The sequence below is a fragment of the Streptomyces sp. 130 genome (assembly GCF_007096885.1).
GTDB lineage: Bacteria > Actinomycetota > Actinomycetes > Streptomycetales > Streptomycetaceae > Streptomyces.
Genome location: NZ_VJNO01000009.1, coordinates 119,837 through 143,961, shown reverse-complemented (window position 1 = coordinate 143,961; position 24,125 = coordinate 119,837). Strand labels below are relative to the sequence as shown.

The window sequence follows — 24,125 nt, the reverse complement described above, 5'->3', positions numbered from 1 at the left end:
GAGGGAGCCCCGGGGTTGTCAGCCGCCGGTCCGGACCGGCAGCCCCGGGCCCAGCCGGACGAACGGCGCGCCCGCGCCCTCCGTCTCCAGCACCCACACCTCGTTGACCCCGTCCCGCAGCACCGGACCCGGCACATACAGCGTGTGCTGCGGGCCCGCCGACCAGTACCGGCCCAGACAGAAGCCGTTCACCCAGACGAACCCCCGCGTCCAGCCCGGCAGTTCGAGCCCCGCGTGGTCCGCCCCGGCCACCGGCCCGAACGTGCCCCGGTACAGGCCCGGCCCGCCCTCCCCGCCGACCGGCGCGAACGGCACACCCGCCACCGCGCCCGGCTCCTCGAACGCGTCCAGCCGCAGCGCCCGCGCCCGCACCCCGTGCAGATACTGGCGCTCGTGCAGCACGCCCCCCGTGATGCCCTTCGGCTCGCCCAGGCGCGGCCCGTAATTGACCCGGCCCAGCGACTCCACCCACAGCTCCACCTCGGCCGGCCCGGCCACCGGCTCCTCCAGCGCGCAGGCCCCCTCGCTCAGGACGCCCCGGCGCACCCCGTCCACGTACACCACCGCCCGGTCCCGCAGCCCCCGGACCTCCAGCGGGTACGGGCGGCGCGGCCCCGGCACGGCGACCCGGTAGCGGACCAGGCCGCGGTCCACCCCCAGCTCCTCGAACGTCGGCGGCACCCCGGACTCCGCCGCCTCCTCGTCGCCCAGCGCCTCCAGCACCGTGTCCAGCGGCGCCCATTCGGTCAGCTCCGCCCGCACCGGGACGGCCGGCCCGACCGGCTCGGGGGGCAGCGGGGGCAGCGGCGCCTCCGCGTACCCGGCGAGAACCTGCCGGAACAGCCGGAACTTCTCCGTGGCCCGCCCGTACTCGTCCACCGGCGCGTCGTAGTCGTACGACGTCACCGTCGCCAGCAACTCCTCGTCCTGGAGCGGGCCGGAACGGTTCGCGCCCGCCCAGCCGGCGAAGTTCGTACCGCCGTGCGCCATGTAGACGTTCACCGACGCCCCGCACTCCAGGATCTCCGCCAGCGCACCGGCCGCCCGCGCCGGATCGCGGACCACCGGCGGCGCACCCCAGTGCTCGAACCAGCCGCACCAGAACTCCATGCACATCAGCGGACCCGACGCCCGGTGGCGGCGCAGCACCCGGAACGCCTCGCGGGCGCCCGAGCCGAAGTTGGCGGTGGCGAGCAGCCCCGGCACCGAACCGCCGGTCAGCATGTGGTCCTCCGGCCCGTCCGAGGTGAACAGCGGCACGCTCACCCCGTACGCGCGCAGCAGCTCCACCACCCGGCGCAGATGGACCGCGTCGGTGCCGTAACTCCCGTACTCGTTCTCCGCCTGCACCATGATCACCGGGCCGCCCCGGCCGGCCTGCCGCTCCGCGACCTGCGGCAGCAGCTCGGCGAACCAGGCCCGGACCGCGTCGAGATACCCCTCGTCACGGGTCCGCACCCGCCGCCCGAACCGCCCGGTCACCCACACGGGCAGCCCGCCGTTCTCCCACTCCGCGCAGATGTACGGCCCCGGGCGCACGATCGCCCACAGGCCGGCCCGGTGCGCCGCGTCCAGGAACCGCCCCAGCGCCCCGACGTCCCGGAAGCGGCCGGGCCGGGGCTCGTGGAGGTTCCACGGGACGTACGTCTCCACACAGTTCAGGCCCATCGCCCGCAGCATCGCGAGCCGGTGGTCCCACTGCCCCTCGTGCACCCGGAAGTAGTGCAGGGCCCCGGACAGCAGCCGTACCGGCTTCCCGTCGATCGCGAAGCCGTCGTCCCCGACAGTGAAGTCAGCCATGGTGCCCGTTCTCCCGAAGCGCGGAATGTCTCGGTCCAGCCTCACCCCTGGCGTGCGGCCGGTCCATGGACAAAGATCTCGGCTGTTTGGACGCGCGTCGCCCCGACCGGGAGAGAGGGAGCCCATGTACCACACCTGGATGCGCTTCTTCACGCCCAGCCCGCTCCACCACCGCCTCGGTCTCGTCTGCCTCGGCGTCGGCCTCCAGCACGGCACCCTGCCCGCCGTCGGGCCGCGCACCCTGGACCACCACGTGGCCGTCCTCGTCCACTCGGGCAGCGGCTGGTTCGCCGGGCCGGACGGACGGCGGGTCCCCGTCACCGCGCCCAGCCTCCTCTGGCTGACCCCCGGCACCCCGCACCACTACGGCGCCGACCCCGCGACCGGCTGGGACGAGAGCTTCGTCGACTTCACCGGGCCCGCCACCGCCACGTACACCGAACTCGGCTACATCGAACCCGACCGCCCCCTGGTCCCCCTCTCCGACACCGCCGCCCCGCGCGCCGCGATCGGCCGGATGGTCCGGGCCGCCCGGCGCGGCAACCCGCTCCTGGAGGCCGAGACCGGGGCCGCCGTGCACGAACTCCTCGTCGCCCTGCGCCGGGCCCGCGCCGGCCTCGGCCCCGGCGGCGACCCGGTGCTCCGGGCGCTCGCCCGGGACGCCTTCCAGCCGCTGTCGGTCGCCGAGCACGCCGCCCGCCACGGGATGACCTCCGCGCAACTGCGGACGGCGGTGCGCCGGGGCACCGGACGCAGCCCCAAGGACTACCTCCTCACCCTCCGGCTCGGCCGCGCCAAGGAGCTCCTCGCCACGAGCGACCTGCCGGTCGCGGCCGTCGCCCGCCGCGTCGGCTACGACGACCCGGCCTACTTCTCCCGCCTGTTCGCCCGCCGCGTCGGCATCGCCCCGGTCCGCTTCCGCGAACAGCAGGGCCGCGCGGTCCCGGGAGGCTGGAGCGACCGCGTCCCGGACCCCGAACAGCCGCCGACGATCTCCTCGTAGCCCCGTAAGCTCGCTGCCCATGACCACGAACGACATCGACGCCTCCGTACGCGTCGAACTCGACCGGCTGCGCCAGAGCATCGACAACATCGACGCCGCCGTCGTCCACATGCTGGCCGAACGCTTCAAGTGCACCCAGCAGGTCGGCCACCTCAAGGCCGCCCACCAGCTCCCCCCGGCCGACCCGGCCCGCGAGGCCCGCCAGATCGCCCGCCTCCGCGAGCTCGCGGAGAGCGCCCACCTCGACCCGGCCTTCGCCGAGAAGCTGCTCAACTTCATCGTCGCGGAGGTCATCCGCCACCACGAGCGCATCGCGGAGGAGTCCGCGCACGACGCGGAGCCGGCCGAAGAGCGCTGAGCGCCCGTCCGGCGGGCCCGGCCCGGCCGCCTCCGGGCCCGCCGCCGCCCCGCTTCCGCCCGCTTCCGCCCCTGGGGAACCCGCCTGCGCGCCGCCCGGCCGATACGGCAGCATGTCCCCATGTCCGTACTGACGCGCGATGAAGCGCAGGCCCGAGCCCAGATCCTCGACGTACAGCGATACACGATCGAACTCGATCTCACCGCGGGGGAGGAGACCTTCGACTCCCGCACCGTGATCGAGTTCACCGCCCGCACGGCCGGTGACACCTTCATCGAGCTCAGGCCCGCCACCCTGCGCTCGATCAGCCTCGACGGGCAGCCGCTGGACCCCGCACACCTCACCGAGAACCGGTACCCCCTCACCGGGCTCACCGAAGGCCCCCACGAGATCCGCGTCGACGCCGCCATGCGCTACTCCCGCACCGGCGAGGGCATGCACCGCTTCACCGACCCCAGCGACAACGAGACGTACGTCTACACCCAGCTCTTCATGGAGGACGTCCAGCGCGTCTTCGCCGCCTTCGACCAGCCCGACCTCAAGGCGGTCTTCGCCCTCACCGTCACCGCCCCCGAAGGCTGGACCGTCCTCGGCAACGGCATCGCCGAGCACACCGGCGACGGCCGCTGGACCCTGGCCCCCACCCCGCCGCTCTCCACCTACTTCGTCGCCGTCGCCGCGGGCCCCTGGCACTCCGTGACCACCGAGCACGCCGGACTCCCCTTCGGCATCCACTGCCGCCGCTCCCTCGCCCCCCACCTCGACGCCGACGCCGACGAGATCCTCGACATCACCCGGGCCTGCTTCGACCGGTTCCAGGAGAAGTTCACCGAGCCGTACCCCTTCGACTCCTACGACCAGGCGTTCGTCCCCGAATTCAACGCCGGCGCCATGGAGAACCCCGGACTCGTCACCTTCCGCGACGAATTCGTCTACCGCTCCGCCGTCACCGACACCGAACGCCAGACCCGCGGCATGGTCATCGCCCACGAGATGGCCCACATGTGGTTCGGCGACCTCGTCACCCTCACCTGGTGGGACGACATCTGGCTCAACGAGTCCTTCGCCGAGTACATGGGCTACCAGACCCTCGCCGAAGCAACGCGGTTCACCGACACCTGGGTCGACTTCGGCGTCGCCCGCAAGGGCTGGGGATACGACGCCGACCAGCGCCCCTCCACCCACGCCGTCGCCCCCGACCCCGCCGACGTCCCCGACACCGCATCGGCCCTCCTCAACTTCGACGGCATCTCCTACGCCAAGGGCGCCTCCGCGCTGCGCCAGCTCGTCGCCTGGCTCGGCGAGAAGGACTTCCTCGCCGGCATCAACACCCACTTCGCCCGCCACAAGTTCGGCAACGCCACCCTCGCCGACTTCATCGACAACCTCGCCTCCGCCACCGACCGCGACGTCCACGCCTGGGCCGACCAGTGGCTCCGCACCACCGGTGTCGACACCCTCACCGCACACACCACCGAGACCGACACCACCTGGTCACTCACCATCGACCACCAGGGCACCCGCCCCCACCGCCTCAGCGTCGGCGCCTACGCCCACAGCATCGACCCCCAGCACGGCCCCCCCCCCCTCGTCCTGCGCGAACGCTTCGACGCCGGCATCCCCGAGGAAGCCCCCGTCACCCGCCCCGGACGCCGCCCCGCCCTCGTCGTCCTCAACGACGAAGACCTCACCTACGCCAAGATCCGGCTCGACCCGCACTCCTGGAACACCGTCCTGGACAGCCTCTCCGGCGTCCCCGACGCCCTCACCCGCGCCGTCGTCTGGAACGCCGCCCGCGACATGGTCCGCGACGGCGAACTCGCCCCCAGCACCTACCTCGAAGCCGCCCGCGCCCACCTCCCCCACGAAACCGACCTCGCCCTCCTCCAGGGCGTCCTCGCCTTCGCCGACACCCAGGTCGCCGGCCGCTACACCGCCCCCGAGGACCGGCCCGCCGCCCTCGCCACCCTCACCGCCCTCTGCCGCGACCTCATCCGCCGCACCGAGGACGGCACCCACCCCGGCCTGCGCCTCACCGCCGTACGCCACCTCATCGACGCCGCCACCCAGCCCGACACCATCCAGGGCTGGCTCGCCGACGACACCGTCCCCGGCGGACCCGAACTCGACCCCGAACTGCGCTGGCGCATCCTCACCCGCCTCGCCGTCCTCGGCGCCACCGACGAGGCAGCCATCGACGCCGCCCTGGAGGACGACCCCAGCGCCACCGGCCAGGAAGGCGCCGCCCGCTGCCGCGCCGCCCTGCCCACCCCCGAGGCCAAGGCCGCCGCCTGGGACGCGATGTTCCACGACGACAGCCTCTCCAACTACCTCTTCACCGCCACCGCCCAGGGCTTCTGGCAACCCGAACAGACCGACCTCGTACGCGCATACGTGCCCCGCTTCTACCCCGAGGCCGCCCAACTCGCCGCCCGCCGCGGCCCCGCCATCGCCGAAGCCGCCGGACGCTACGCCTTCCCCGCCCACGCCGTCGACCCCGAAAGCCTCCGCGCCGGCGAGGAAGCCCTCGACGACCCGGCCCTCATCCCCGCCCTCCGCCGCAAGCTCATCGACCAGATCGACGACCTGCGCCGCGCCCTGAACGTACGCTCCGCCAACTGACCCCACCCGCACCACCCGTGCCCGGCCCGCCCCTCACCGCGAGGAGCGCGCCGGGCACACCCATACCACCCCACCCCCGGCAACGCGCCCCCACCCGCACCCCACCACCCTTTCGAGTTCAGATCGCCCGGCAACCCGGCCGCGCCGCCCGAAACCCGGACAAGCTGGCACGCACACCCATGACCATGCCCGCAGCCCCGACCACGCGCGCCCGAAGGACCACCCGCCCCCTGCCCGTACCGCCCCTCGCCGGGACCACCACCGGACCCGACGCCCTGCGCCCCCTCCTCGACACCGTCCTCACCGCCCTCGCCGAAGGCGCCCGACGCCGCGACGGCCCCCTCCCCGCAGGCGGACCCGACACCGTCACCGCCCGCACCCGCACCGCCCTCACCCCCCTCATCCCCGACCGGGGCACCGGCGCCCACCACGCCCTCACCACCCTCGTCCAAGCCCTCACCGAAGGCGCCGCCGACCCCGCCGAACCCCTCTGCGCCGCCCACCTCCACACCCCGCCCCTCGCCCTCGCCGCAGCCGCCGACCTCGCCGCCTCCGCCCTCAACCCCTCCATGGACTCCTGGGACCAGGCCCCCGCCGCCTCCACCCACGAAGCCGACACCACCGCCGCACTCGCCGCCGAGATCTACCCCCACCACCCCGCACCCGACGCCCTCATCACCACCGGCGGCACCGAGGCCAACCAACTCGGACTCCTCCTCGCCCGCGAACGCCACGGCCCCGTCCAGCCCATCACCGGCGCCCACGCCCACCCCAGCATCACCCGCGCCGCCTGGCTCCTCGGCCTCCCCGAACCCCTCACCGTGCCCGCCCCGAACGGCACCATCGACATCCCCGCACTCCACGAGACCCTCGCCCGCCACCGCGCACAGGGCCCCCTCCTCGTCACCGCCACCGCCGGCCCCCCCGACACCGGCCAGATCGCCCCCCTCACCGACATCGCCGACCTCTGCGCCCGCCACGGCGCCGAACTCCACATCGACGCCGCCTACGGCGGCCCCCTCCTCTTCAGCCCCACCCACCGCCCCCTCCTCCAAGGACTCGACCGCGCCGACAGCGTCGCCCTCGACCTCCACAAACTCGGCTGGCACCCCGCCTCCGCCGGCATCCTCGCCGTCCCCGACCGCCACCACCTCCACGCCCTCCACCACCAGGCCCCCTACCTCAACGCCGACGACGACACCGAAGCCGGCCTCCCCGACCTCCTCGGCCGCTCCCTGCGCACCACCCGCCGCCCCGACGCACTCAAGATCGCCGTCACCCTCCGGGCCCTCGGCCGCGCCGGACTCGCCGACCTCGTCGACCGCACCTGCGCCGCCGCCCACACCCTCGCCGACCTCGTCACCCGCACCCCCGGCCTCCACCTCCACGACCGCCCCACCATCAGCACCGTCCTCTTCCGCCCCACCGACGCCGACGACCACACCGTCGCCACGGTCCGCCGCACCCTCCTCACCCGCGGCCACGCCGTACTCGGCCGCACCCACCCCCACGGCCGCCTCTGGCTCAAGGCCACCCTCCTCAACCCCCCCACCCCCCCCGACGACCTCCACCGCCTCCTCACCCTCGTCACCCGCCTCACCGCCGAACTCAAGGAAGGCAGCACCCTCCGATGACCGCCGCCCCGCCCGTCCCCGACCCCCACCGCACGCACGACCTCGTCGGCATCGGCATCGGCCCCTTCAACCTCTCCCTCGCCGCCCTCGCCCACGGCCTCCCCACCCCCCTCACCACCGCCTTCTACGAACAGCGCCCCGCCTTCCACTGGCACCCGGGACTCCTCATCGACGGCGCCACCCTCCAAGTCCCCTTCCTCGCCGACCTCGTCACCCTCGCCGACCCCACCAGCCCCTGGAGCTTCCTCAACTACCAACGCACCCAGGACCGCCTCTACCCCTTCTACTTCGCCGAGCGCTTCCACATCCACCGCGCCGAATACGACGCCTACTGCCGCTGGGTCAGCACCCGGCTCCCCGGCCTCCACTTCGGCCACCAGGTCGACGCCATCCGCTGGGACCCCCAGACCGCCCGCTTCGACATCGACCACACCCAACTCGACGCCCACGGCGAAGCCGAGTCACTCGGCCGCACCCACACCCGCCACATCGCCCTCGGCATCGGCACCGAACCCCACATCCCCGACCCCCTCAAACCCCTCACCGACACCGACACCGGCACCGCCCCCGTCATCCACTCCGCCGACTACCTCCACCACCGCGACCGCCTCCTGACGGCCCGCCACATCACGGTCATCGGCTCAGGACAGTCCGGCGCCGAGATCTTCCTCGACCTCCTCCGCGCCCGCCCCACCGGAAGCGAAGGACTCCACTGGCTCGCCCGCACCCCCGCCTTCGCGCCCATGGAGTACTCCAAACTCGGCCTCGAACACTTCACCCCCGACTACACCCGCTACTTCCACGCCCTCCCCGAAACCGTCCGCGACACCCTCGTCCCCCAGCAGTGGCAACTCCACAAAGGCATCGACCACGACACCATCGCCGCCATCCACGACGAGCTCTACCGACGCACCCTCCACGGCGGCTGGCCCGACGCCACCCTCACCCCCGGCGTCACCGTCCGCACCGCCGGACGCGTCGCCAACACCCGCGTCGAACTCCACCTCGCACACACCCAGCAATCCACCCGCACCCGCCTCACCCCCGACGCCGTCGTCCTCGCCACCGGCTACCGCGAACGCCCCCTCGACACCCTCCTCCACCACCTCGCCCCCCACCTCCGCCGGGACACCGCCGGCCGCCCCCGCGTCGACGCCCACCACCGCCTCGACCTCGGCCCCGCCATCACCGGCCACATCTACGTACAGAACGCCGAACGCCACACCCACGGCGTCGGCGCCCCCGACCTCGGCCTCGCCGCCTGGCGCAGCGCCACCATCCTCAACGACCTCACCGGCACCACCCCCTACCCCCTCCCCAAGCGCACCGCCTTCACCACCTTCGGCCTCACCCAGCCCGCCATCCCCACCCAGCAACCCACCCTCGTCCCCCTCACCCGCCCCTGACCCGGAAAAGGGCGGCCGCCCCACCTCCCCGGAAAAGGGGGAGGCGGAACGACCGCCCTCACCAACCACGCACCTAGAACACCGGCACGCCGTCCCGCGTCAGCCGCCAGTCCACCGAAGCGAACTGAGCACCATCCACCGAACCCTTCGCCTGCACCCAGGCGATGATCGTGTTCCGGATCTCCTCCGAATTCGCCCACAGCTGCTTCGCCGCCGGGACGTGCGGGAAGTTGCCGCCGCCGCTCGCCCGGTAGTTGTTCACCGCCAGCACGAACCGCGCCTCCGGGTCGATCGGCTTCCCCTCGAACGACAGACCCACGATCCGCGAACCCACCGGCTTCGCGATGTCGATGTCATACGTCAGCCCCGACACCGCGTCGTAGTTGTAGTCCGGAGTGCCGTCCGCATTCGTCAGCTTCTCCGGGTCCACCGGAGCACCCGCCGCAGTCCGCACGTAGTACTTCGCCGAGAACTCCAGGTAGTCCAGAATCTGCGCACCCGTCACCAGACGCGCCTCCAGCGTGTTCTCGAACGGATACAGACCCGCCGCGTCCTTGATCGTCACATCGCCCGCCGGAATCCGCGCCGTACGCGAGAAGCACGACGCCTGCGACAGCACCGGCAGCTCCGCGTACTCCCCGCCCGCCAACGCCGCCTTCACCGTCTCCGCCTGGACGACGTTGATCAGATCGATGATCGGCTCGTCCTTCCACGCCGCCTCCGCCGTGGACATCTCCGCCGCCGACGTCCCGATCACCTGATTGACGTACGCCACGACCTTCTCGTGCTCGTCCGCCAGCAGCTTCGTGATCCTCCGGTCCTCCACCACCGTGTTCGAGTTCAACACCCGCGAACCGGCCTTCTCGACCACCCAGCGGCCCTTCTCCCACACCACCTCGAAGTCGAACAGCGTCAGCCGCTGCCCCCACTTCAACGGCTCCGAGAGCACGACCTTCTTCCCGGTCTCCTTGTTCTCCACGAAGTACTCGGGAATCTCCAGGTGCGCGTGACCCACCAGGATCGCGTCGATCCCCGGCACCTGCTCCGCCACCAGACCCGCCGCGTTCTCCACGTACGGGATCTGGTCGCCGTACGACGACGTCCCGCTGTTCCCCGAGTGCGCCGACACGATCACCACGTCCGCACCCATCGAACGCAACCGCGGCACGTACTTCGCCGCCTGCTCCTCAAGACCCGGGAACACCATCTTCCCGCTCACGTTCGCCTTGTCCCAGATCGCGATCCCCGGGTTGGTCAGACCCAGGATCCCCACCCGCACATCCCGCCCGTGCGGCGTCCGCAGCTTCTTGATCACATACGGCGCGAACGCCGGCCGCAACGTCTTCGCATCCAGCGCGTTCGCCCCGAGCAGCGGGAAATCGCACTGCTCCTCGAACTTCCGCAGCACCGGAATCCCGTAGTTGAACTCGTGGTTCCCCAGCGCCGCCGCGTCATAGCCGATCGCGTTCATCGCCTGCGCCATCGGGTGCACCGGACCGCGCTTCGCCGTGATCGGGTCGATCTTCGCGTAGTAGTACGAGAGCTGCGTGCCCTGGATCGTGTCACCCGCGTCGATCATCAGCGTGTTCTGGCGGCCCTTCTCCCGCCGCACCTGCTCCACCAGCGTCGAGATCTTCGCCAGGCCCACGTCGTTGTGGTCCTTGTCGTCGAACTCGGCGTCCGTGAAGTAGTCCCAGTTGAAGACGTTCCCGTGCAGGTCCGTCGTCCCCATCACGGTGAACGAGTACCGCTTCTGCGAACGCCCGTGACCCTGACCCTGCCCACGCCCGTGCGCCAGCGCGGGCGACGCGGCGCCGCCCGCCACCACCGCACCCGCGCCGGCCGCGGCCGATGTCCCCAGGAACGTCCTTCGGTTCAGCGGCATCTCTCGTCTCCCACATATCGGTGCACTCGGTGCGAAGTTCTTGTCGTACGCCGTCCGACAACGCGCGTAGATAATCACCCGCGCCCCACCCCCGGCAACACCCCCGCCAGGTTTCCGTTCCATGACCACACACCGACCGGAAGCCGTCCGGCCGTCAACACCCCCACTGTCACACCCGGATGCCACAGTGGACCCATGACCGACACCGCCCAGCCCTACGGCACCCCTGACCAGCCCCGCCTCGCCGTCCGCGGCGAAGCCCGCCTGGAGGTCGACCCCGAGATCGCCCGCCTCTCCATCACCGTCACCGCCCGCGGCAAGGACCGCCGCGCCGCCCTCGAAGACCTCACCCGCCGCAACGCCACCGTCCTCGAACTCGCCCGCGGCTACGGCGACGCCGTCGAGAAGATCGAGACCGGCGCCCTCTCCATCCACCCCGAACTCGTCCAACGGGGCCGGGACGAGAAGATCCGCGCCTACCACGGCCGCGTCTACATCACCGCCGTCCTGAGCGACTTCACCGCACTCGGCGAATTCGTCACCCACGTCGGCGACCTCGACATGACCCAGGTCAGCGGGCCCTGGTGGGCCCTGCGCCCCACCTCGCCCGCCCACGGCGAGGCCCGCCGCCAGGCCGTCCGCGAAGCCGTCCAGCGCGCCCGCGAATACGCCGGAGCACTCGGCGCGGAGCTCGCCGCCCTGGTCGAACTCGCCGACATAGGCGCGGAGAACGCCGCCCCCGTCGCGTATGCCAGGACCGGCGGCTACGGAGGCGCGCTGCCCGCCCCCGCCGGAGCGGGCGCCCCGCCGCCGCCCCCCATCGACCTCGAACCCCAGCGGCAGACCGTGTACGCGCAGGTGAACGCCCGCTTCACGATGACCCCGCCGAAACTCTGAATTCCCCCTGCGCGGACGGTGGCGCGTGCTCATCCGAGCACGCCGCCGCACAATTCAACACTTGTCAACAACCCTTCATGCGAAGGTTGTTGAGCAGTCATTCACAGCCAATTACCTACCCATAGGTAAGGTCTAGGCTCGAACCATGCGCCGAGCCAAAATCGTTTGCACCCTGGGACCCGCGACCGACTCGTACGACCAGATCAAGGCCCTCGTCGAAGCGGGAATGGACATCGCCCGCCTCAACCTCAGCCACGGCAGCTACGCCGAACACGAGGAGCGGTATCACCGCGTACGCAAAGCGTCCGACGAGGCACACCGCAGCGTCGGCATCCTCGCCGACCTTCAAGGCCCGAAGATCCGCCTCGGACGCTTCCGTGAAGGCCCCGTACTCCTTGAACGCGGCGACGACTTCACCATCACCGTCGAGCCGATGGAGGGCGACCGCAACGGCTGCGGTACGACCTACGGCGGCCTCGCCGCCGACGTCACCCCAGGTGAGCGCATCCTGATCGACGACGGCCGCGTCACCCTGGAGGTCACCGAGGTCGACGGCCCCCGCGTCCGGACCACCGTGATCGAGGGCGGCATGGTCTCCGACCACAAGGGCCTCAACCTCCCCGGCGTCGCCGTATCCGTCCCCGCGCTGTCCGAGAAGGACATCGAGGACCTGCGCTGGGCCATCCGCACGGGCGCCGACATCATCGCCCTCTCCTTCGTCCGCAGCGGCCGGGACATCGAGGACGTCCACCGCGTCATGGACGAGGAGGGCCGCCGCCTCCCCGTCATCGCCAAGGTCGAGAAGCCGCAGGCCGTCGAGAACATCGAGGACATCGTCGCCGCCTTCGACGGCATCATGGTCGCCCGCGGCGACCTGGGCGTCGAGATGCCGCTGGAGCAGGTCCCGATCGTCCAGAAGCGCGCGATCAAGCTCGCCAAGCGCAACGCGAAGCCGGTCATCGTCGCGACGCAGATGCTCGACTCGATGATCGACAACTCCCGGCCCACCCGCGCCGAGGCGTCCGACGTCGCGAACGCGGTCATCGACGGCACGGACGCGGTGATGCTGTCCGGTGAGACGAGCGTCGGCAAGCACGCGATCGAGACGGTCCGCACGATGTCCCGCATCGTGGAGGCGGCCGAGGAGGACATCCTCGCGAAGGGGCTCCCGCCGCTGACGGAGCGCAACAAGCCCCGCACCCAGGGCGGCGCGGTGGCCCGCGCGGCGGCGGAGATGGGCGACTTCCTCGGCGCGAAGTTCCTGGTCGCCTTCACCCAGAGCGGCGACACGGTGAAGCGCCTGTCGCGCTACCGCAGCCCCATCCCCCTGCTGGCCTTCACCCCGGACCCGGCCACGCGCTCGCAGCTGAACCTGACCTGGGGCGTCGAAACGTTCCTGGGCCCGCACGTGGACTCCACGGACGCGATGGTGGCCCAGGTGGACGAGGAGCTGCTGAAGATCGGCCGCTGCCAGAAGGGCGACGTCGTGGTCATCACGGCCGGCTCCCCGCCGGGTGTCGCGGGCTCCACGAATCTGGTCCGGGTGCACCACATCGGCGAGGACGACAGCCCGAAGTAGGGCGGCTCAGTGTTTCGGCCCGACGTGAGCGTCCATGAGGGCTACGGACGCCCGTCGGGCGACGGAGATGTTGAACGGGTCGCTGCCCCGGGCGAGCGTGGTCCACTCGACGCCTACGGCGGTGAGTGTGTCGCTGAAGAGCTTGCGGATGTCGTCCGACTTGTTGCTGAAGAAGTACCGGGGGTATTCGTACCGCTTGCGTTCGCCTGCGACGACCCGGGTGGCCCAATTGGTGATGCGGCATCCGTCGGAATGGATCAGCCCTCGGACGAACTCCCAAGGGTGTGCGTCCACGATGTCCTGCTGCCAGGCGGCAAGGGCGATTTCGCGGTGGTGCTTCTTGCCAGGGCCGTGCTGAGGAAACCAGCAGGGCCAGTGCCTGCTGTAACTGGTCACTGCGACACACCCTTGCTTCTGGACGAGATAGGCGGCGCTGGACGGATGGATGGCGGCGATAGCGTTGCGGCATTCTTCAATGAGACCCGGCCATGCATCGGCGCAGACAATACGCAAGTAGTAGCCGAGGCCTCGGGAGTGCGCGCTGATACAGCCGTCGCCTAGGTACAGGCCCAGCAGGTATGAGTAGTTGGCAGGGTCACTGGGCGGGTACGGTACGGGTGCGCAGCGGGAGCATTCGGTGTGCCCCAGGCTGCGCGGCAGTGGCTCGACGCGCGTGAGCCAGGAGCGAATCGCAGCCCGCGAGATGCCGGTCTGCTTGCTCACGGAGTTCTGGCTGAGGCCCTGATCGAGGAGGGCAAGCGCGTGCTTACGTGTTTCCAGGTCGTACACACTGCCGAGCCTGGGCGGGGTGTGGTGCTTCGGAGGGGAAACAATGGTGCAACCACACGATGGTGTGGATCAGTGCCGTTTCCCTGCGGCCTTTGAATCGAAGGAAAAGTGCCCCGGGTCGGACTCGAACCGACACTGTATGGGTTTTGAATCCATCGCCTGCTGCCAATTGGGCTACCGGGGCTGGCAGAATCGAAGGTGCCCTTCGACCCACTGCGCGACCACCATACCGTAGCTGGGTAGGCTCAGGGCAGCAGTCCCTGCCCTGGACCAAGGAGCCCCGTGACCACCCCCGAGTCGCCCCAGCCCGTCGCCGATGACGACAAGTCGCACGTTCCGCCGCTGACGACCCGCGTCGTCATCGCCGAGGACGAGGCACTCATCCGCCTCGACCTCAAAGAGATGCTCGAAGAAGAGGGCTACTCCGTCGTCGGCGAGGCCGGGGACGGGCAGCAGGCCGTCGAGCTGGCGCGGGAGCACAAGCCGGACCTGGTCATCCTGGACGTGAAGATGCCGGTCCTCGACGGGATCTCCGCCGCCGAGAAGATCGCCGAGGAGTCCATCGCGCCGGTCCTCATGCTCACCGCCTTCTCGCAGCGCGACCTCGTGGAGCGGGCCCGGGACGCCGGGGCGATGGCGTACCTCGTGAAGCCGTTCAGCAAGAGCGACGTCGTCCCGGCGATCGAGATGGCCGTATCCCGTTTCTCCGAGCTGAAGGCGCTGGAGAACGAGGTCGCCGACCTCGCCCAGCGGCTGGAGACGCGGAAGCTGGTGGACCGGGCGAAGAGCATCCTGCAGACGGACTACGGGCTGTCCGAGCCGGAGGCGTTCCGGTGGATTCAGAAGACCTCCATGGACCGCCGGCTGTCGATGCAGCAGCTCGCCGAGGCCCTGATCGCGGACGCCGAGGAGAAGAAGAAGGCTGCCGAGTAGGCCCCGTAGCGACAACGAGGAAGGCCCGCGCCGGCAGTGGCGCGGGCCTTCCTCGTATCCGTAAGCGCTCAGTCCTCGCCCAGGTACGCCTTGCGGACGGACTCGTCGTGGAGGAGGTCCGCCCCGGTGCCGGAGAGGACGATCTTGCCGATCTCCATGACGTGGCCCCGGTCGGCCAGCGACAGCGCGGCCTGGGCGTTCTGCTCGACCAGGAGGATCGTCGTGCCGGAGGCGCGGAGTTCGACGATGGTCTCCATGATCTTCTGCATCATGATCGGCGAGAGGCCCATGGAGGGCTCGTCGAGCATGAGCAGCTTGGGCTGGGACATCAGCGCCCTGCCCATGGCGAGCATCTGCTGCTCGCCGCCGGAGAGCGTTCCGGCGGCCTGCTTCCGGCGTTCCCCGAGGATGGGGAAGAGGTCGTAGGCGCGCTGGACGTCCTTCTCGATGCCCGCCTTGTCGTTGCGGAGGTAGGCGCCGAGGAGCAGGTTCTCCGTGATCGTCAGCCGGGGGAAGATGTGGCGGCCCTCGGGGGAGTGGGCGAGGCCCAGGGAGACGATCTTGTGCGCGGGGATGTTGGTGAGCGGTCTGCCCTCGAAGAGGATGCGCCCGGCGAGGGGTTTGAGCAGCCCGGAAAGGGTGCGCAGGGTGGTGGTCTTGCCGGCGCCGTTGGTGCCGATGAGGGTGACCACCTGGCCGGCCTCGACGGTGAACGAGATGCCCTTGACGGCTTCGATCTTGCCGTAGGCGACGCGGAGGTCCTCGACCTCCAGCAGTGCGGTCATCGGTTGCCCTCCTCTTCCGTTTCCGTCTCTTCGGTGTTCGTGTGGGCCTCGGCCGCTTCCACCTCGGCGACCTCGTCCGCGCCGGGGGCGCCTTCGAAGGGGGTGCCGAGGTAGGCGGCGATGACGCGTTCGTCGCTCTGGACCTCGGACGCGGTGCCTTCGACGAGCTTCTCGCCCTGGACGAGGCAGGCGACGCGGTCGCAGAGGTTGAAGATGAAGCGCATGTCGTGCTCGATGACGAGGACGGCGATGCCCTGGTCCCGGATCGCGAAGATGAGCTCTTCGGTGACGCGGGTCTCCTGGGGGTTCATGCCGGCGGTGGGCTCGTCCAGGAGGAGGAGTCCGGGGTCGCTGGCGAGGGCGCGGGCGATCTCCAGTTTGCGCTGGTCTCCGTAGGGGAGGTTGCGCGCGAGGTGGTCGGCCTTGTTCTGGAGGCCGATGAACTCCAGGAGTTCCATGGCGCGTTCGCGGCTGGAGTTCTCCGCGGCCCGGTAGCCGGGCAGGTGGAGCAGGGCGGACCAGAGCCCTTCCTTGGTCCTGGTGTGGCGTCCGACGAGGACGTTCTCCAGGACGGTCATGTTGGCGAAGAGCCGGATGTTCTGGAAGGTGCGGGCGATGCCTGCCTTGGTGACGAGGTGGGGCTTGGGCGGCAGGACGGTGCCCTGGTAGCTGACCTTGCCCTCGGTGGGGACGTAGAGGCCGGTGAGGCAGTTGAAGAAGGTGGTCTTGCCGGCGCCGTTGGGGCCGATGAGGCCGACGATCTCGCCGGTGTTGACCTGGAGGTCGACGTCGCGGACGGCGGTGAGGCCGCCGAAGCGCATGGTGACCCCGCTGGCGTCCAGGACGGTCGTCGTGGTGGCGGTCTTGGTGGTGGTCATGGTGTTACGCCCCCGCCTTGGCGATGCCGGCGTCCGTCTCGTCGGACTTCCGGGGTGTGGGCACGTCGAGCTGGTCGGTCTCGTGGAATTCGAGCTGTTTCCTGCGGTCGGCGACCAGGCCCTCGGGCCGGAAGCGCATCAGGAGGACGAGGGCGATTCCGAAGAGGAAGAGCTGGTAGTCCTGCATGAACTGGAGCTTGGCCGGGATGAGGTAGAGCAGTGCGGCGCCGACGAAGGGTCCGCTGAGGGTTCCCATGCCGCCGAGGATGACGGCGGCGAGGAGGAACGCGGAGTTCGGGGGTACGGAGCCGGCGAACTGGTACTGCTCCGGCGTCACGGTGTAGTTGACGTGTGCCTGTACGGTGCCGGCGAGGCCGGCGAGCGTGGCGCCGAGGGCGAAGGCGAGGAGCTTGAGCCGGAAGGCGTTGATGCCCATGGCGGTGGCGGCGGTCTCGTCCTCGCGGATGGCGACCCAGGCGCGGCCGATGCGGGATTCCCCGGAGCGGCGGAAGACGAGGACGACGACGGCGGTGAAGACGAGCATCAGCAGGTAGTAGTTGGCCGGCCTGCTGAGGGTGAAGGGGCCGATGTCGTGGCTGAGGGCGAAGTCGATCCCGAAGAGGTTGAGGTCGGGGATGCTGGGGATGCCCTGGGAGCCGTTGGTGAGGTCGGGGCCGCTGTTGCCGTTGAGGTTGTTCACGGTGACGCGGAAGATCTCACCGAAGCCGAGGGTGACGATGGCCAGGTAGTCGCCTCGGAGGCGCAGGGTGGGGGCGCCGATCAGGACGCCGAAGATCATGGAGACGACGGCTCCGGTGAGGACGGCGGCCCAGAAGGGGAATTTGACGCCGATCGCGGAGAGCGGGGCGCCGGAGACCAGGGCGGCGGTGTAGGCGCCGACGCCGAGGAAGGCGACGTATCCGAGGTCGAGGAGGCCGGCGAGGCCGACGACGACGTTGAGGCCCAGGGCGACGGTGGCGAAGATGAGGATGTTGACGCCGATGAGGGCGTATTCCGCGGTGTCCTGGGTGAAGGGGAAGCAGAGCGCCGCGACGAGGGCGGCCGCCAGGGTGACGTTGCGGTGCTTGGCGGTCAGCGCGGTGACGCGGGCGATGAGGCCGGCCCGTGCGAGTGCGGTGAAGGTGAAGCCCGCGGTGATGAGGAAGCCGATGAACTGTTCGGAGTCCTCGGTGGGGATGTCGATCCCGTAGGTGAAGACGTACAGCGCGAGCCCGAAGGAGACCGCGATGATGACGATCTCGGCCCAGGCGGGGAGGGCCTTTTTGGCGCGGGGTGCCGAGGGCGCGGTGAGGCTGTGGCGGAAGCGCTGCCAGGCGTTCGGCGCGGGGTCGTCGGCGGAAACCGGGACGTCGTAGGGAAGGGCGAGGGAGGCGATGACGGCGACGAGCGCGCCGATGCCGCTGACCCAGGCTCCCGGTTCGAGGTTGACGACGCCGCCGAGCTCGTAGGAGATGGCGCCCATGGCGTAGCCGGTGGTGCCGAAGGTGGCGAGGGCCAGGAGGCGGACGGGGCTGTTGGTGCCTGCGGGGGTGAGCCAGCGCAGTCCGGGGATGCCGTAGCCGGTGAGGGCGAAGAGCAGGGTGAGGATCGCGCCGGTGAGGGTGAGGACCTGGAGACCGCCGGGGTAGCCGGTGACGGTGAGGTCGCCGGGGAATTCGGAGGTCCAGGTCCAGGGGAGCAGGGTGCCGGCGAGGGCGGCGGCGGCGCCGGCCAGGGTGGCGGCGCGGGCGGCGGGGGCGGGGACGGGGAGGAGTGCGGTGGTCATCCGTATCACGCCCTGTCCGCGACGCGTTCGCCGAGCAGGCCCTGGGGCCGCAGCAGCAGGACGACGATGAGGAGGACGAAGGCCCATACGTCCTTCCAGGCGCCGCCGCCGAAGAGGTCCATGCCGGGTACGTGGCTCATGTAGCCGGTGGCGAGGGATTCGGCGACGCCGAGGACGACTCCGCCGACCATGGCGCCGTAGATGTTGCCGATGCCGCCGAGGACGGCGGCGGTGAAGGCTTTGAGGCCCATGATGAAGCCCATGTGGAAGCCGACCTGGCCGTTCTTGAGCCCGTAGGCGACGGCGGCGACGGCGGCGAACGCGGCACCGATGGCGAAGGCCATGACGATGATGCGGTCGGTGTTGATGCCCATGAGCTTGGCGGTGTCCGGGTCCTGCGAGGTGGCCTGCATGCCGCGGCCGGCGCGGGTCTTGGAGACGAAGAGCCCGAGGGCGACCATGCAGACGGGGGCGGCGATCAGGACGAAGAGGTCGCTGCGCTGGATGTGGGCGCCGAAGAGGCCGAAGGCTTCGCCCTTGAACTGGGGGAAGGGGCGGTCCTTGGTGGCGTCGGGGTACCACTTCCAGATGGCTTGCTGGAGGGCGAGGGAGAGTCCGATCGCGGTGATCAGCGGGGCGAGCCGGGGGGCGTTGCGCAGCGGCCGGTAGGCGAAGCGTTCGGCGGCGGCGCTGACGGCGACGGAGCATATGACGCCGCCGATGATCATGAGGGGGAGGATGGCGAGGAGGTTGGAGCCGGCCGGCATCCAGAGGTAGACGGTGAGAGCTCCGAAGCCTCCGATCATGAAGATCTCGCCGTGGGCGAAGTTGATGAGCTGGATGATTCCGTAGACCATCGTGTAGCCGATCGCGATGAGTCCGTACATCGCGCCGAGGATGAGTCCATTGGCCAGCTGTTGCGGCAGTTCGTGCACCGCAGGGCCTCCGTGGAGTGGTTCGGATATGGCACCGCGCGGGAGTGCTCGTAGCGCTCCCGCGCGGTCTGGGGTCGGGGTCGGGGCGTGCCCGGGGCGGTTACGGCTTGTAGGCCTCGCTGAGCCTGGAGACCCACTTGCCGCCGTCGACCTGGTAGGCGGTCATCATGGTGTTGGTGGTGTCGCCGTACTGGTCGAAGGAGACCGGGCCGGTGACGCCGTCGAACTTGACCTTGCTCATGGCGTCGAGCACCTTGGCGCGGGCGTCGTCGGGGAGCTTGCCGTCGTTCTCGGCGACGACGAGCTTGACGGCCTCGATGATGGACCAGGTGGCGTCGTAGGTGCCGCCCCCGTAGGCCTCGTAGGCGTCCTTGTAGCCGGCGGTCTTGTAGGCCTCGATGAAGTCCTTGGCGGAGTCGAGCTCCTCGACGGGCTTGCCGACGGAGGTCGCGATGTCGCCCTGGGCCTTCTTGTTGAGCTTGATGAAGTCGGCGCTGTACATGCCGTCGCCGCCCATGAGGGGGATCTGGACGCGGGCCTTGAGCTGCTGGCTGAGGGGGGCGCCGGCGGGGTACTCACCGCCGTAGTAGACGGCCTTGGCGCCGGAGCTCTTGACCTTGGTGACGACGGCGTTGAAGTCGCGGTCGTCGGGGTTGACGTGGTCGGAGCCGACGATCTTGCCGCCGAGTCCGGTGTAGGTGGCCTTGAAGGATGCCGCGAGACCGGCGCCGTAGGGCTTCTGGTCGTCGATGAGGTAGACCTGCTTGATCTTCGCGTTGTTGTAGAGGTACTTCGCGGCGAAGGCGCCCTGGATCTGGTCGGTGGTGGCGGTGCGGAAGTAGGTCTTGAAGGGGCGCTTCTTGTCGCCGGTCTTCCAGTTGTCGCCCTGGGTCAGCTCGGTGCCGGTGTTGGCGGGGGAGACCTGGGTGAGGCCGGCGTCGTTGAGCGGCTTCTGCATCGACTGGGAGACGCCGGAGTTCAGCGGGCCGACGACGCCGAGGACCTTCTTGTTGTCGATGAACTTCGTGGCGTTCTGCTGGCCGACGGAGGGCTGGGCCTGGTCGTCGAGCGGCTGGACCTCGAAGGTGATGCCGGGGACGGTCTTCTCCTTGTTCGCCGTCTTGGCGGCGAGGTCGGCGGAGTTCTTGATGCCGAGGCCGAGGGCGGAGAGGTCACCGGTGAGGGGTGCGTCGACGCCGATGACGACGGTGGTGTTGGAGCCGCCGCTGCCGCCGTCGCTCTTGTTGTCGTCGTCGCGCGACCCGCAGGCGGTGAGCGTCAGCGCACCTGTGGTGAGCACTGTGGTGAGGATGAGCAAAGAACGGTGTCGCACGAAAGGTCCTTTCCCTGGCGCGGCCTCCTCTGCTTGAGGTGCCGTGTCGTTCGCCGGGCCGTACTGGATTGGTACAGGGCCGTGCTTGCAGACGCGCCCGGCGGCGCGGTGACTGGCCGTGACTCTAAGGGCAGTGGTGGGGGTCGGGAGTGCTGCCGGCCAAGGATGTGACTGTCTTGTTATGCCCTTGAGCAAGGCTTGAGGTGGCTGGGCGGACATGTACGGCTTTTTACCGGACCGTGAAGTGACCGCAATGTGAGAACACGCAGCTCTGCTAAGGGGCTTGGGGCGATCTTGCTGCTGTCGCCCGAAGGGGGCCGGTGCGGGGGTGCGGGGGCATGGCGGAGGGCCCGGTGGCTGTCGGGCCGGGCTGGCCGAGTCGCGGAGGGGCTGCTCCGCCTCGGGCGTTGATTACTTAGCGTTACGGCGGCGGGGGTGCGGCGACGCGGTGTGGCGGTGGGGGTGGATGGGTGTGGCAGCTGAGTGGGCCATGGAACGGGGCGCGGGGTCAAGGGGGTTGGGGCCGTGAGCTGTGCAATTTCCTTGCAGGGGGCGGCGGTTGTGCCCGGAAATGCCGCTGCCCGGCCGTTTTGGTCACGGCCGGGCAGGGGTGGTGGTGCGGTGGTGCGGGGTCAGGCGGCCTCGGGTGCGGGGGCGTCGCGCAGCAGGCAGGTGAGGCGCGCGGTGCAGACCCGCTTGCCGTGTTCGTCGGTGATGGCGATCTCGTACGTGGCGGTGGTGCGCCCCCGGTGTACGGGGGTGGCGGTGCCGGTGACGAGGCCGCTTCGCACCCCTCGGTGATGGGTGCAGTTGAGGTCGACGCCGACGGCGAGCTTGGACGGGCCGCCGTGCAGCATCGACCCGACGGAGCCCAGGGTCTCGGCGAGGACGGCGGAGGCGCCGCCGTGCAGGAGTCCGTAGGGCTGGGTGTTGCCCTCGACCGGCATGGTGCCGACGACGCGCTCGGCGGAGGCCTCGGTGATCCGGACGCCCATGCGTTCGCCGAGGTGGCCGGCGGAGAAGAGGGCGGGCAGGTCGACGCCGAGTGCGGCGTACTCGTCGATGATCTCCTGGGGGAACGTGGGTGCGGTGTGCTCGCCCATGGGTCCGCCTTTCGTCTCTGTGTGGTGCTCGTCCGCGTCGTTCTTATCAGACGGCTGAGCGGTCGCTTAGCGTGCGGGCTCGAAGCGCACCACGACGGACTTGGAGGCGGGGGTGTTGCTGGTGTCGGCGGTGGAGTCCAGGGGGACCAGCACGTTGGTCTCCGGGTAGTACGCGGCGGCGCAGCCCCGGGCGGTGGGGTAGTGGACGACCCGGAAGCCCGGGGCGCGGCGCTCCACGCCGTCCTTCCACTCGCTGACGAGGTCGGTGTAGGACCCGTCGGTGAGGCCGAGCGCCGCCGCGTCCTCGGGGTGTACGAGGACGACGCGGCGGCCTCCCCTGATGCCCCGGTAGCGGTCGTCCAGGCCGTAGATGGTGGTGTTGTACTGGTCGTGGGAGCGCAGGGTCTGGAGCAGCAGCCGGCCCTCGGGGAGTTCGGGGAATTCGACGGGTGCGGCGGTGAAGTTGGCCTTCCCGGTGGCGGTGGGGAAGCGGCGGGAGTCGCGGGGGCCGTGCGGAAGGGTGAAGCCGCCGGGGTGGGCGATGCGCGCGTTGAAGTTCTCGAAGCCGGGGACGACCCGGGAGATGCGGTCCCGGATGGTCGCGTAGTCCCTCTCGAACTCCTCCCAGGGCGTGGCGGATTCGGCTCCGAGGACGGCGCGGGCGAGGCGGGCGACGATGGCGGGCTCGGAGAGCAGGTGGGGGCTCGCGGGGGTGAGGTTGCCGCGCGAGGCGTGGACCTTGCTCATGGAGTCCTCGACGGTCACGAACTGCTTGCCGCCCGCCTGGACGTCCCTGTCGGTGCGGCCGAGGGTGGGCAGGATCAGCGCGCGGGCGCCGGTGACGGCGTGGGAGCGGTTGAGCTTGGTGGAGACGTGGACGGTGAGGCGGGCGTTGCGCATGGCTGCCTCGGTGACGTCGGTGTCGGGGGTGGCGGCGACGAAGTTGCCGCCCATCGCGAAGAAGGCCTTGGCGTCGCCGTCGCGCAGGGCGCGGATCGCGCGGACCACGTCGTAGCCGTGGTGGCGCGGCGAGGTGATGCCGAACTCCTGGTCGAGGGCGTCGAGGAAGGCGGGCGCCGGGCGTTCGAAGATGCCCATGGTGCGGTCGCCCTGGACGTTGGAGTGGCCCCGCACGGGGCAGACGCCGGCGCCGGGGCGGCCGATGTTGCCGCGCAGCAGGAGGAAGTTGACGATCTCGCGGATGGTCGGCACGGAGTGCTTGTGCTGGGTGAGGCCCATGGCCCAGCAGACGACGGTGCGCCGGGAGGCCAGGACCATGGCGAGGGCCTGTTCGATGGCGGCGCGTTCGAGTCCGGTGGCGGCGAGCGTCGTGTCCCAGTCCGCGTCGGCCGCCGCGGCGGCGAACTCCTCGTAGCCATGGGTGTGTTCGGCGACGAACGTCCGGTCGACGGCGCCCTCGGTCTCCAGGATGAGCTTGTTCAGGAGGCGGAAGAGGGCCTGGTCGCCGCCGATCCGGATCTGGAGGAAGAGGTCGTTGAGCGGGGTGCCCTTGAGCATGCCGTGCGGGGTCTGCGGGTTCTTGAAGCGTTCGAGGCCGGCCTCGGGCAGCGGGTTCACCGAGATGATCTTCGCGCCGGCCGCCTTGGCCGCTTCCAGGGCGGAGAGCATCCGGGGGTGGTTGGTGCCGGGGTTCTGTCCGGCGATGATGATCAGGTCGGCGTGGTGCAGGTCCTCCAGGGAGACCGAGCCCTTGCCGACGCCGATCGTCTCGGTGAGCGCGGAGCCCGAGGACTCGTGGCACATGTTGGAGCAGTCGGGGAGGTTGTTGGTGCCGAATTCGCGGGCGAAGAGCTGGAGGAGGAACGCGGCCTCGTTGCTGGTGCGCCCGGAGGTGTAGAAGACGGCCTCGTCGGGGGAGGCGAGGGCGCCCAGCTCCTCGGCGACGATCTCGAAGGCCCGCTCCCAGGTCACGGCCTCGTAGCGGTCGGCGCCCTCGGGGAGGTAGACGGGCTGGGTGATACGGCCCTGCTGGCCGAGCCAGTAGCCGCTGCGCCCGGCGAGGTCGGAGACGGGGTGGGCGGCGAAGAAGTCGGGGGTGACCCGGCGGAGCGTGGCCTCCTCGGCGACGGCCTTGACGCCGTTCTCGCAGAATTCGGCGGTGTGCCGCTTGTCGCCCTCGGGCCAGGCGCAGCCGGGGCAGTCGAAGCCGTCCTTCTGGTTGACCTTGAGGAGGGTCTGCGCGGCGCGGCGCAGGCCCATCTGCTGCTGGGCGACGCGCAGGCTGTGGGCGACGGCGGGCAGACCGGCGGCGGAGTGCTGGGCCGGTCCGACCCGGGGGGCGTCCTGGACGGGGTCTCCTGCGGGCGGCTTGCCGGCCATGGTGCTCCTCTACGGGTGTGCTGCGGGACCCCGTCAGGTGCCTCGGGGGTCCGCCGGGG

At 70.5% G+C, this 24,125-nt stretch carries 18 protein-coding genes and 1 tRNA gene; 8 read left to right on the top strand and 11 right to left on the bottom strand.

The window, feature by feature from the left end; translation table 11 throughout:
* Positions 1-18 precede the first annotated feature (18 nt).
* On the bottom strand, positions 19-1,800 hold the full coding sequence (locus tag FKN01_RS10990; RefSeq protein ID WP_143619043.1) for a beta-galactosidase: 1,782 nt from the start codon (positions 1,798-1,800) through the stop codon (positions 19-21).
* 124 nt (positions 1,801-1,924) lie between these two features.
* On the opposite strand from FKN01_RS10990, the gene FKN01_RS10985 reads away from it, so the two are divergent.
* The 5 genes from FKN01_RS10985 (at position 1,925) to FKN01_RS10965 (ending at position 8,823) form a co-directional block, all read left to right on the top strand.
* Positions 1,925-2,803, top strand: coding sequence for an AraC family transcriptional regulator (locus FKN01_RS10985; RefSeq protein ID WP_143619041.1), 879 nt, complete (start codon positions 1,925-1,927; stop codon positions 2,801-2,803).
* 19 nt (positions 2,804-2,822) lie between these two features.
* Positions 2,823-3,161 carry a chorismate mutase gene (locus FKN01_RS10980; protein WP_143619039.1) on the top strand — a complete coding sequence of 113 codons (339 nt, stop codon included), beginning with the start codon at positions 2,823-2,825 and terminating at the stop codon, positions 3,159-3,161.
* Between the two features lie 120 nt (positions 3,162-3,281).
* On the top strand, positions 3,282-5,783 hold the full coding sequence (gene pepN, locus FKN01_RS10975; protein ID WP_143619037.1) for an aminopeptidase N: 2,502 nt from the start codon (positions 3,282-3,284) through the stop codon (positions 5,781-5,783).
* 230 nt (positions 5,784-6,013) lie between these two features.
* The gene (locus tag FKN01_RS10970; RefSeq protein ID WP_143619174.1) at positions 6,014-7,417 is read left to right on the top strand and encodes an aminotransferase class I/II-fold pyridoxal phosphate-dependent enzyme; all 1,404 of its coding nucleotides are present in this window, start codon (positions 6,014-6,016) and stop codon (positions 7,415-7,417) included.
* The gene (locus FKN01_RS10965) at positions 7,414-8,823 is read left to right on the top strand and encodes a lysine N(6)-hydroxylase/L-ornithine N(5)-oxygenase family protein (RefSeq protein ID WP_143619035.1); all 1,410 of its coding nucleotides are present in this window, start codon (positions 7,414-7,416) and stop codon (positions 8,821-8,823) included. The genes FKN01_RS10970 and FKN01_RS10965 overlap by 4 nt, the downstream gene beginning before the upstream one ends.
* Positions 8,824-8,896: 73 nt before the next feature.
* On the opposite strand, the gene FKN01_RS10960 is transcribed toward FKN01_RS10965, so the two are convergent.
* On the bottom strand, positions 8,897-10,708 hold the full coding sequence (locus FKN01_RS10960; RefSeq protein WP_143619033.1) for a bifunctional UDP-sugar hydrolase/5'-nucleotidase: 1,812 nt from the start codon (positions 10,706-10,708) through the stop codon (positions 8,897-8,899).
* Positions 10,709-10,903: 195 nt separating this feature from the next.
* On the opposite strand from FKN01_RS10960, the gene FKN01_RS10955 reads away from it, so the two are divergent.
* Entirely contained in the window at positions 10,904-11,605 is a 702-nt protein-coding gene (locus tag FKN01_RS10955; RefSeq protein ID WP_143619031.1) for an SIMPL domain-containing protein, read from the top strand.
* Positions 11,606-11,750: 145 nt separating this feature from the next.
* Positions 11,751-13,184 (top strand): pyruvate kinase, encoded by a 1,434-nt coding sequence (gene pyk, locus FKN01_RS10950; RefSeq protein ID WP_143619028.1) that lies wholly within the window; start codon positions 11,751-11,753, stop codon positions 13,182-13,184.
* 6 nt (positions 13,185-13,190) lie between these two features.
* Here the strand turns inward: pyk and FKN01_RS10945 are convergent, their stop codons facing one another.
* Together FKN01_RS10945 and FKN01_RS10940 are read right to left on the bottom strand one after the other, a co-directional pair.
* Positions 13,191-13,973 carry a helix-turn-helix domain-containing protein gene (locus FKN01_RS10945; protein WP_143619026.1) on the bottom strand — a complete coding sequence of 261 codons (783 nt, stop codon included), beginning with the start codon at positions 13,971-13,973 and terminating at the stop codon, positions 13,191-13,193.
* 109 nt (positions 13,974-14,082) lie between these two features.
* A tRNA-Leu gene (locus FKN01_RS10940) sits at positions 14,083-14,157 on the bottom strand.
* A gap of 98 nt (positions 14,158-14,255) precedes the next feature.
* On the opposite strand from FKN01_RS10940, the gene FKN01_RS10935 reads away from it, so the two are divergent.
* Complete coding sequence (locus FKN01_RS10935) at positions 14,256-14,906, top strand: ANTAR domain-containing response regulator (protein WP_018518762.1); 651 nt, start codon at positions 14,256-14,258, stop codon at positions 14,904-14,906.
* A 68-nt stretch (positions 14,907-14,974) separates the two neighbouring features.
* Here FKN01_RS10935 and FKN01_RS10930 read toward each other — a convergent pair whose 3' ends face one another.
* The 7 genes from FKN01_RS10930 to FKN01_RS10900 all read right to left on the bottom strand — a co-directional run bounded on the left by FKN01_RS10930 (position 14,975) and on the right by FKN01_RS10900 (position 24,066).
* The gene (locus FKN01_RS10930; protein WP_143619024.1) at positions 14,975-15,691 is read right to left on the bottom strand and encodes an ABC transporter ATP-binding protein; all 717 of its coding nucleotides are present in this window, start codon (positions 15,689-15,691) and stop codon (positions 14,975-14,977) included.
* Positions 15,688-16,569 (bottom strand): ABC transporter ATP-binding protein, encoded by an 882-nt coding sequence (locus FKN01_RS10925; RefSeq protein ID WP_143619022.1) that lies wholly within the window; start codon positions 16,567-16,569, stop codon positions 15,688-15,690. Before FKN01_RS10925 ends, FKN01_RS10930 begins: the two co-directional genes overlap by 4 nt.
* Before the next feature lie 4 nt (positions 16,570-16,573).
* Positions 16,574-18,355 carry a branched-chain amino acid ABC transporter permease gene (locus FKN01_RS10920; protein ID WP_143619020.1) on the bottom strand — a complete coding sequence of 594 codons (1,782 nt, stop codon included), beginning with the start codon at positions 18,353-18,355 and terminating at the stop codon, positions 16,574-16,576.
* A gap of 5 nt (positions 18,356-18,360) precedes the next feature.
* Positions 18,361-19,290: a branched-chain amino acid ABC transporter permease gene (locus tag FKN01_RS10915; RefSeq protein WP_143619018.1), complete on the bottom strand. Its 930-nt coding sequence runs from the start codon at positions 19,288-19,290 to the stop codon at positions 18,361-18,363.
* A gap of 100 nt (positions 19,291-19,390) precedes the next feature.
* Positions 19,391-20,608: a branched-chain amino acid ABC transporter substrate-binding protein gene (locus FKN01_RS10910; protein ID WP_143619172.1), complete on the bottom strand. Its 1,218-nt coding sequence runs from the start codon at positions 20,606-20,608 to the stop codon at positions 19,391-19,393.
* Between the two features lie 647 nt (positions 20,609-21,255).
* Positions 21,256-21,726 carry a PaaI family thioesterase gene (locus FKN01_RS10905; protein WP_143619016.1) on the bottom strand — a complete coding sequence of 157 codons (471 nt, stop codon included), beginning with the start codon at positions 21,724-21,726 and terminating at the stop codon, positions 21,256-21,258.
* Between the two features lie 66 nt (positions 21,727-21,792).
* Positions 21,793-24,066 (bottom strand): FdhF/YdeP family oxidoreductase, encoded by a 2,274-nt coding sequence (locus FKN01_RS10900; protein ID WP_143619014.1) that lies wholly within the window; start codon positions 24,064-24,066, stop codon positions 21,793-21,795.
* Positions 24,067-24,125: the final 59 nt, after the last annotated feature.

Coding starts and splice junctions, on each gene's coding strand:
- FKN01_RS10990 (WP_143619043.1), bottom strand. CDS start 1,800: ATGGCTGACTTCACTGTCGGGGACGACGGCTTCGCGATCGACGGGAAG.
- FKN01_RS10900 (WP_143619014.1), bottom strand. CDS start 24,066: ATGGCCGGCAAGCCGCCCGCAGGAGACCCCGTCCAGGACGCCCCCCGG.
- FKN01_RS10920 (WP_143619020.1), bottom strand. CDS start 18,355: ATGACCACCGCACTCCTCCCCGTCCCCGCCCCCGCCGCCCGCGCCGCC.
- pyk (WP_143619028.1), top strand. CDS start 11,751: ATGCGCCGAGCCAAAATCGTTTGCACCCTGGGACCCGCGACCGACTCG.
- FKN01_RS10960 (WP_143619033.1), bottom strand. CDS start 10,708: ATGCCGCTGAACCGAAGGACGTTCCTGGGGACATCGGCCGCGGCCGGC.
- FKN01_RS10905 (WP_143619016.1), bottom strand. CDS start 21,726: ATGGGCGAGCACACCGCACCCACGTTCCCCCAGGAGATCATCGACGAG.
- FKN01_RS10980 (WP_143619039.1), top strand. CDS start 2,823: ATGACCACGAACGACATCGACGCCTCCGTACGCGTCGAACTCGACCGG.
- FKN01_RS10930 (WP_143619024.1), bottom strand. CDS start 15,691: ATGACCGCACTGCTGGAGGTCGAGGACCTCCGCGTCGCCTACGGCAAG.
- FKN01_RS10925 (WP_143619022.1), bottom strand. CDS start 16,569: ATGACCACCACCAAGACCGCCACCACGACGACCGTCCTGGACGCCAGC.
- FKN01_RS10965 (WP_143619035.1), top strand. CDS start 7,414: ATGACCGCCGCCCCGCCCGTCCCCGACCCCCACCGCACGCACGACCTC.
- pepN (WP_143619037.1), top strand. CDS start 3,282: ATGTCCGTACTGACGCGCGATGAAGCGCAGGCCCGAGCCCAGATCCTC.
- FKN01_RS10985 (WP_143619041.1), top strand. CDS start 1,925: ATGTACCACACCTGGATGCGCTTCTTCACGCCCAGCCCGCTCCACCAC.
- FKN01_RS10955 (WP_143619031.1), top strand. CDS start 10,904: ATGACCGACACCGCCCAGCCCTACGGCACCCCTGACCAGCCCCGCCTC.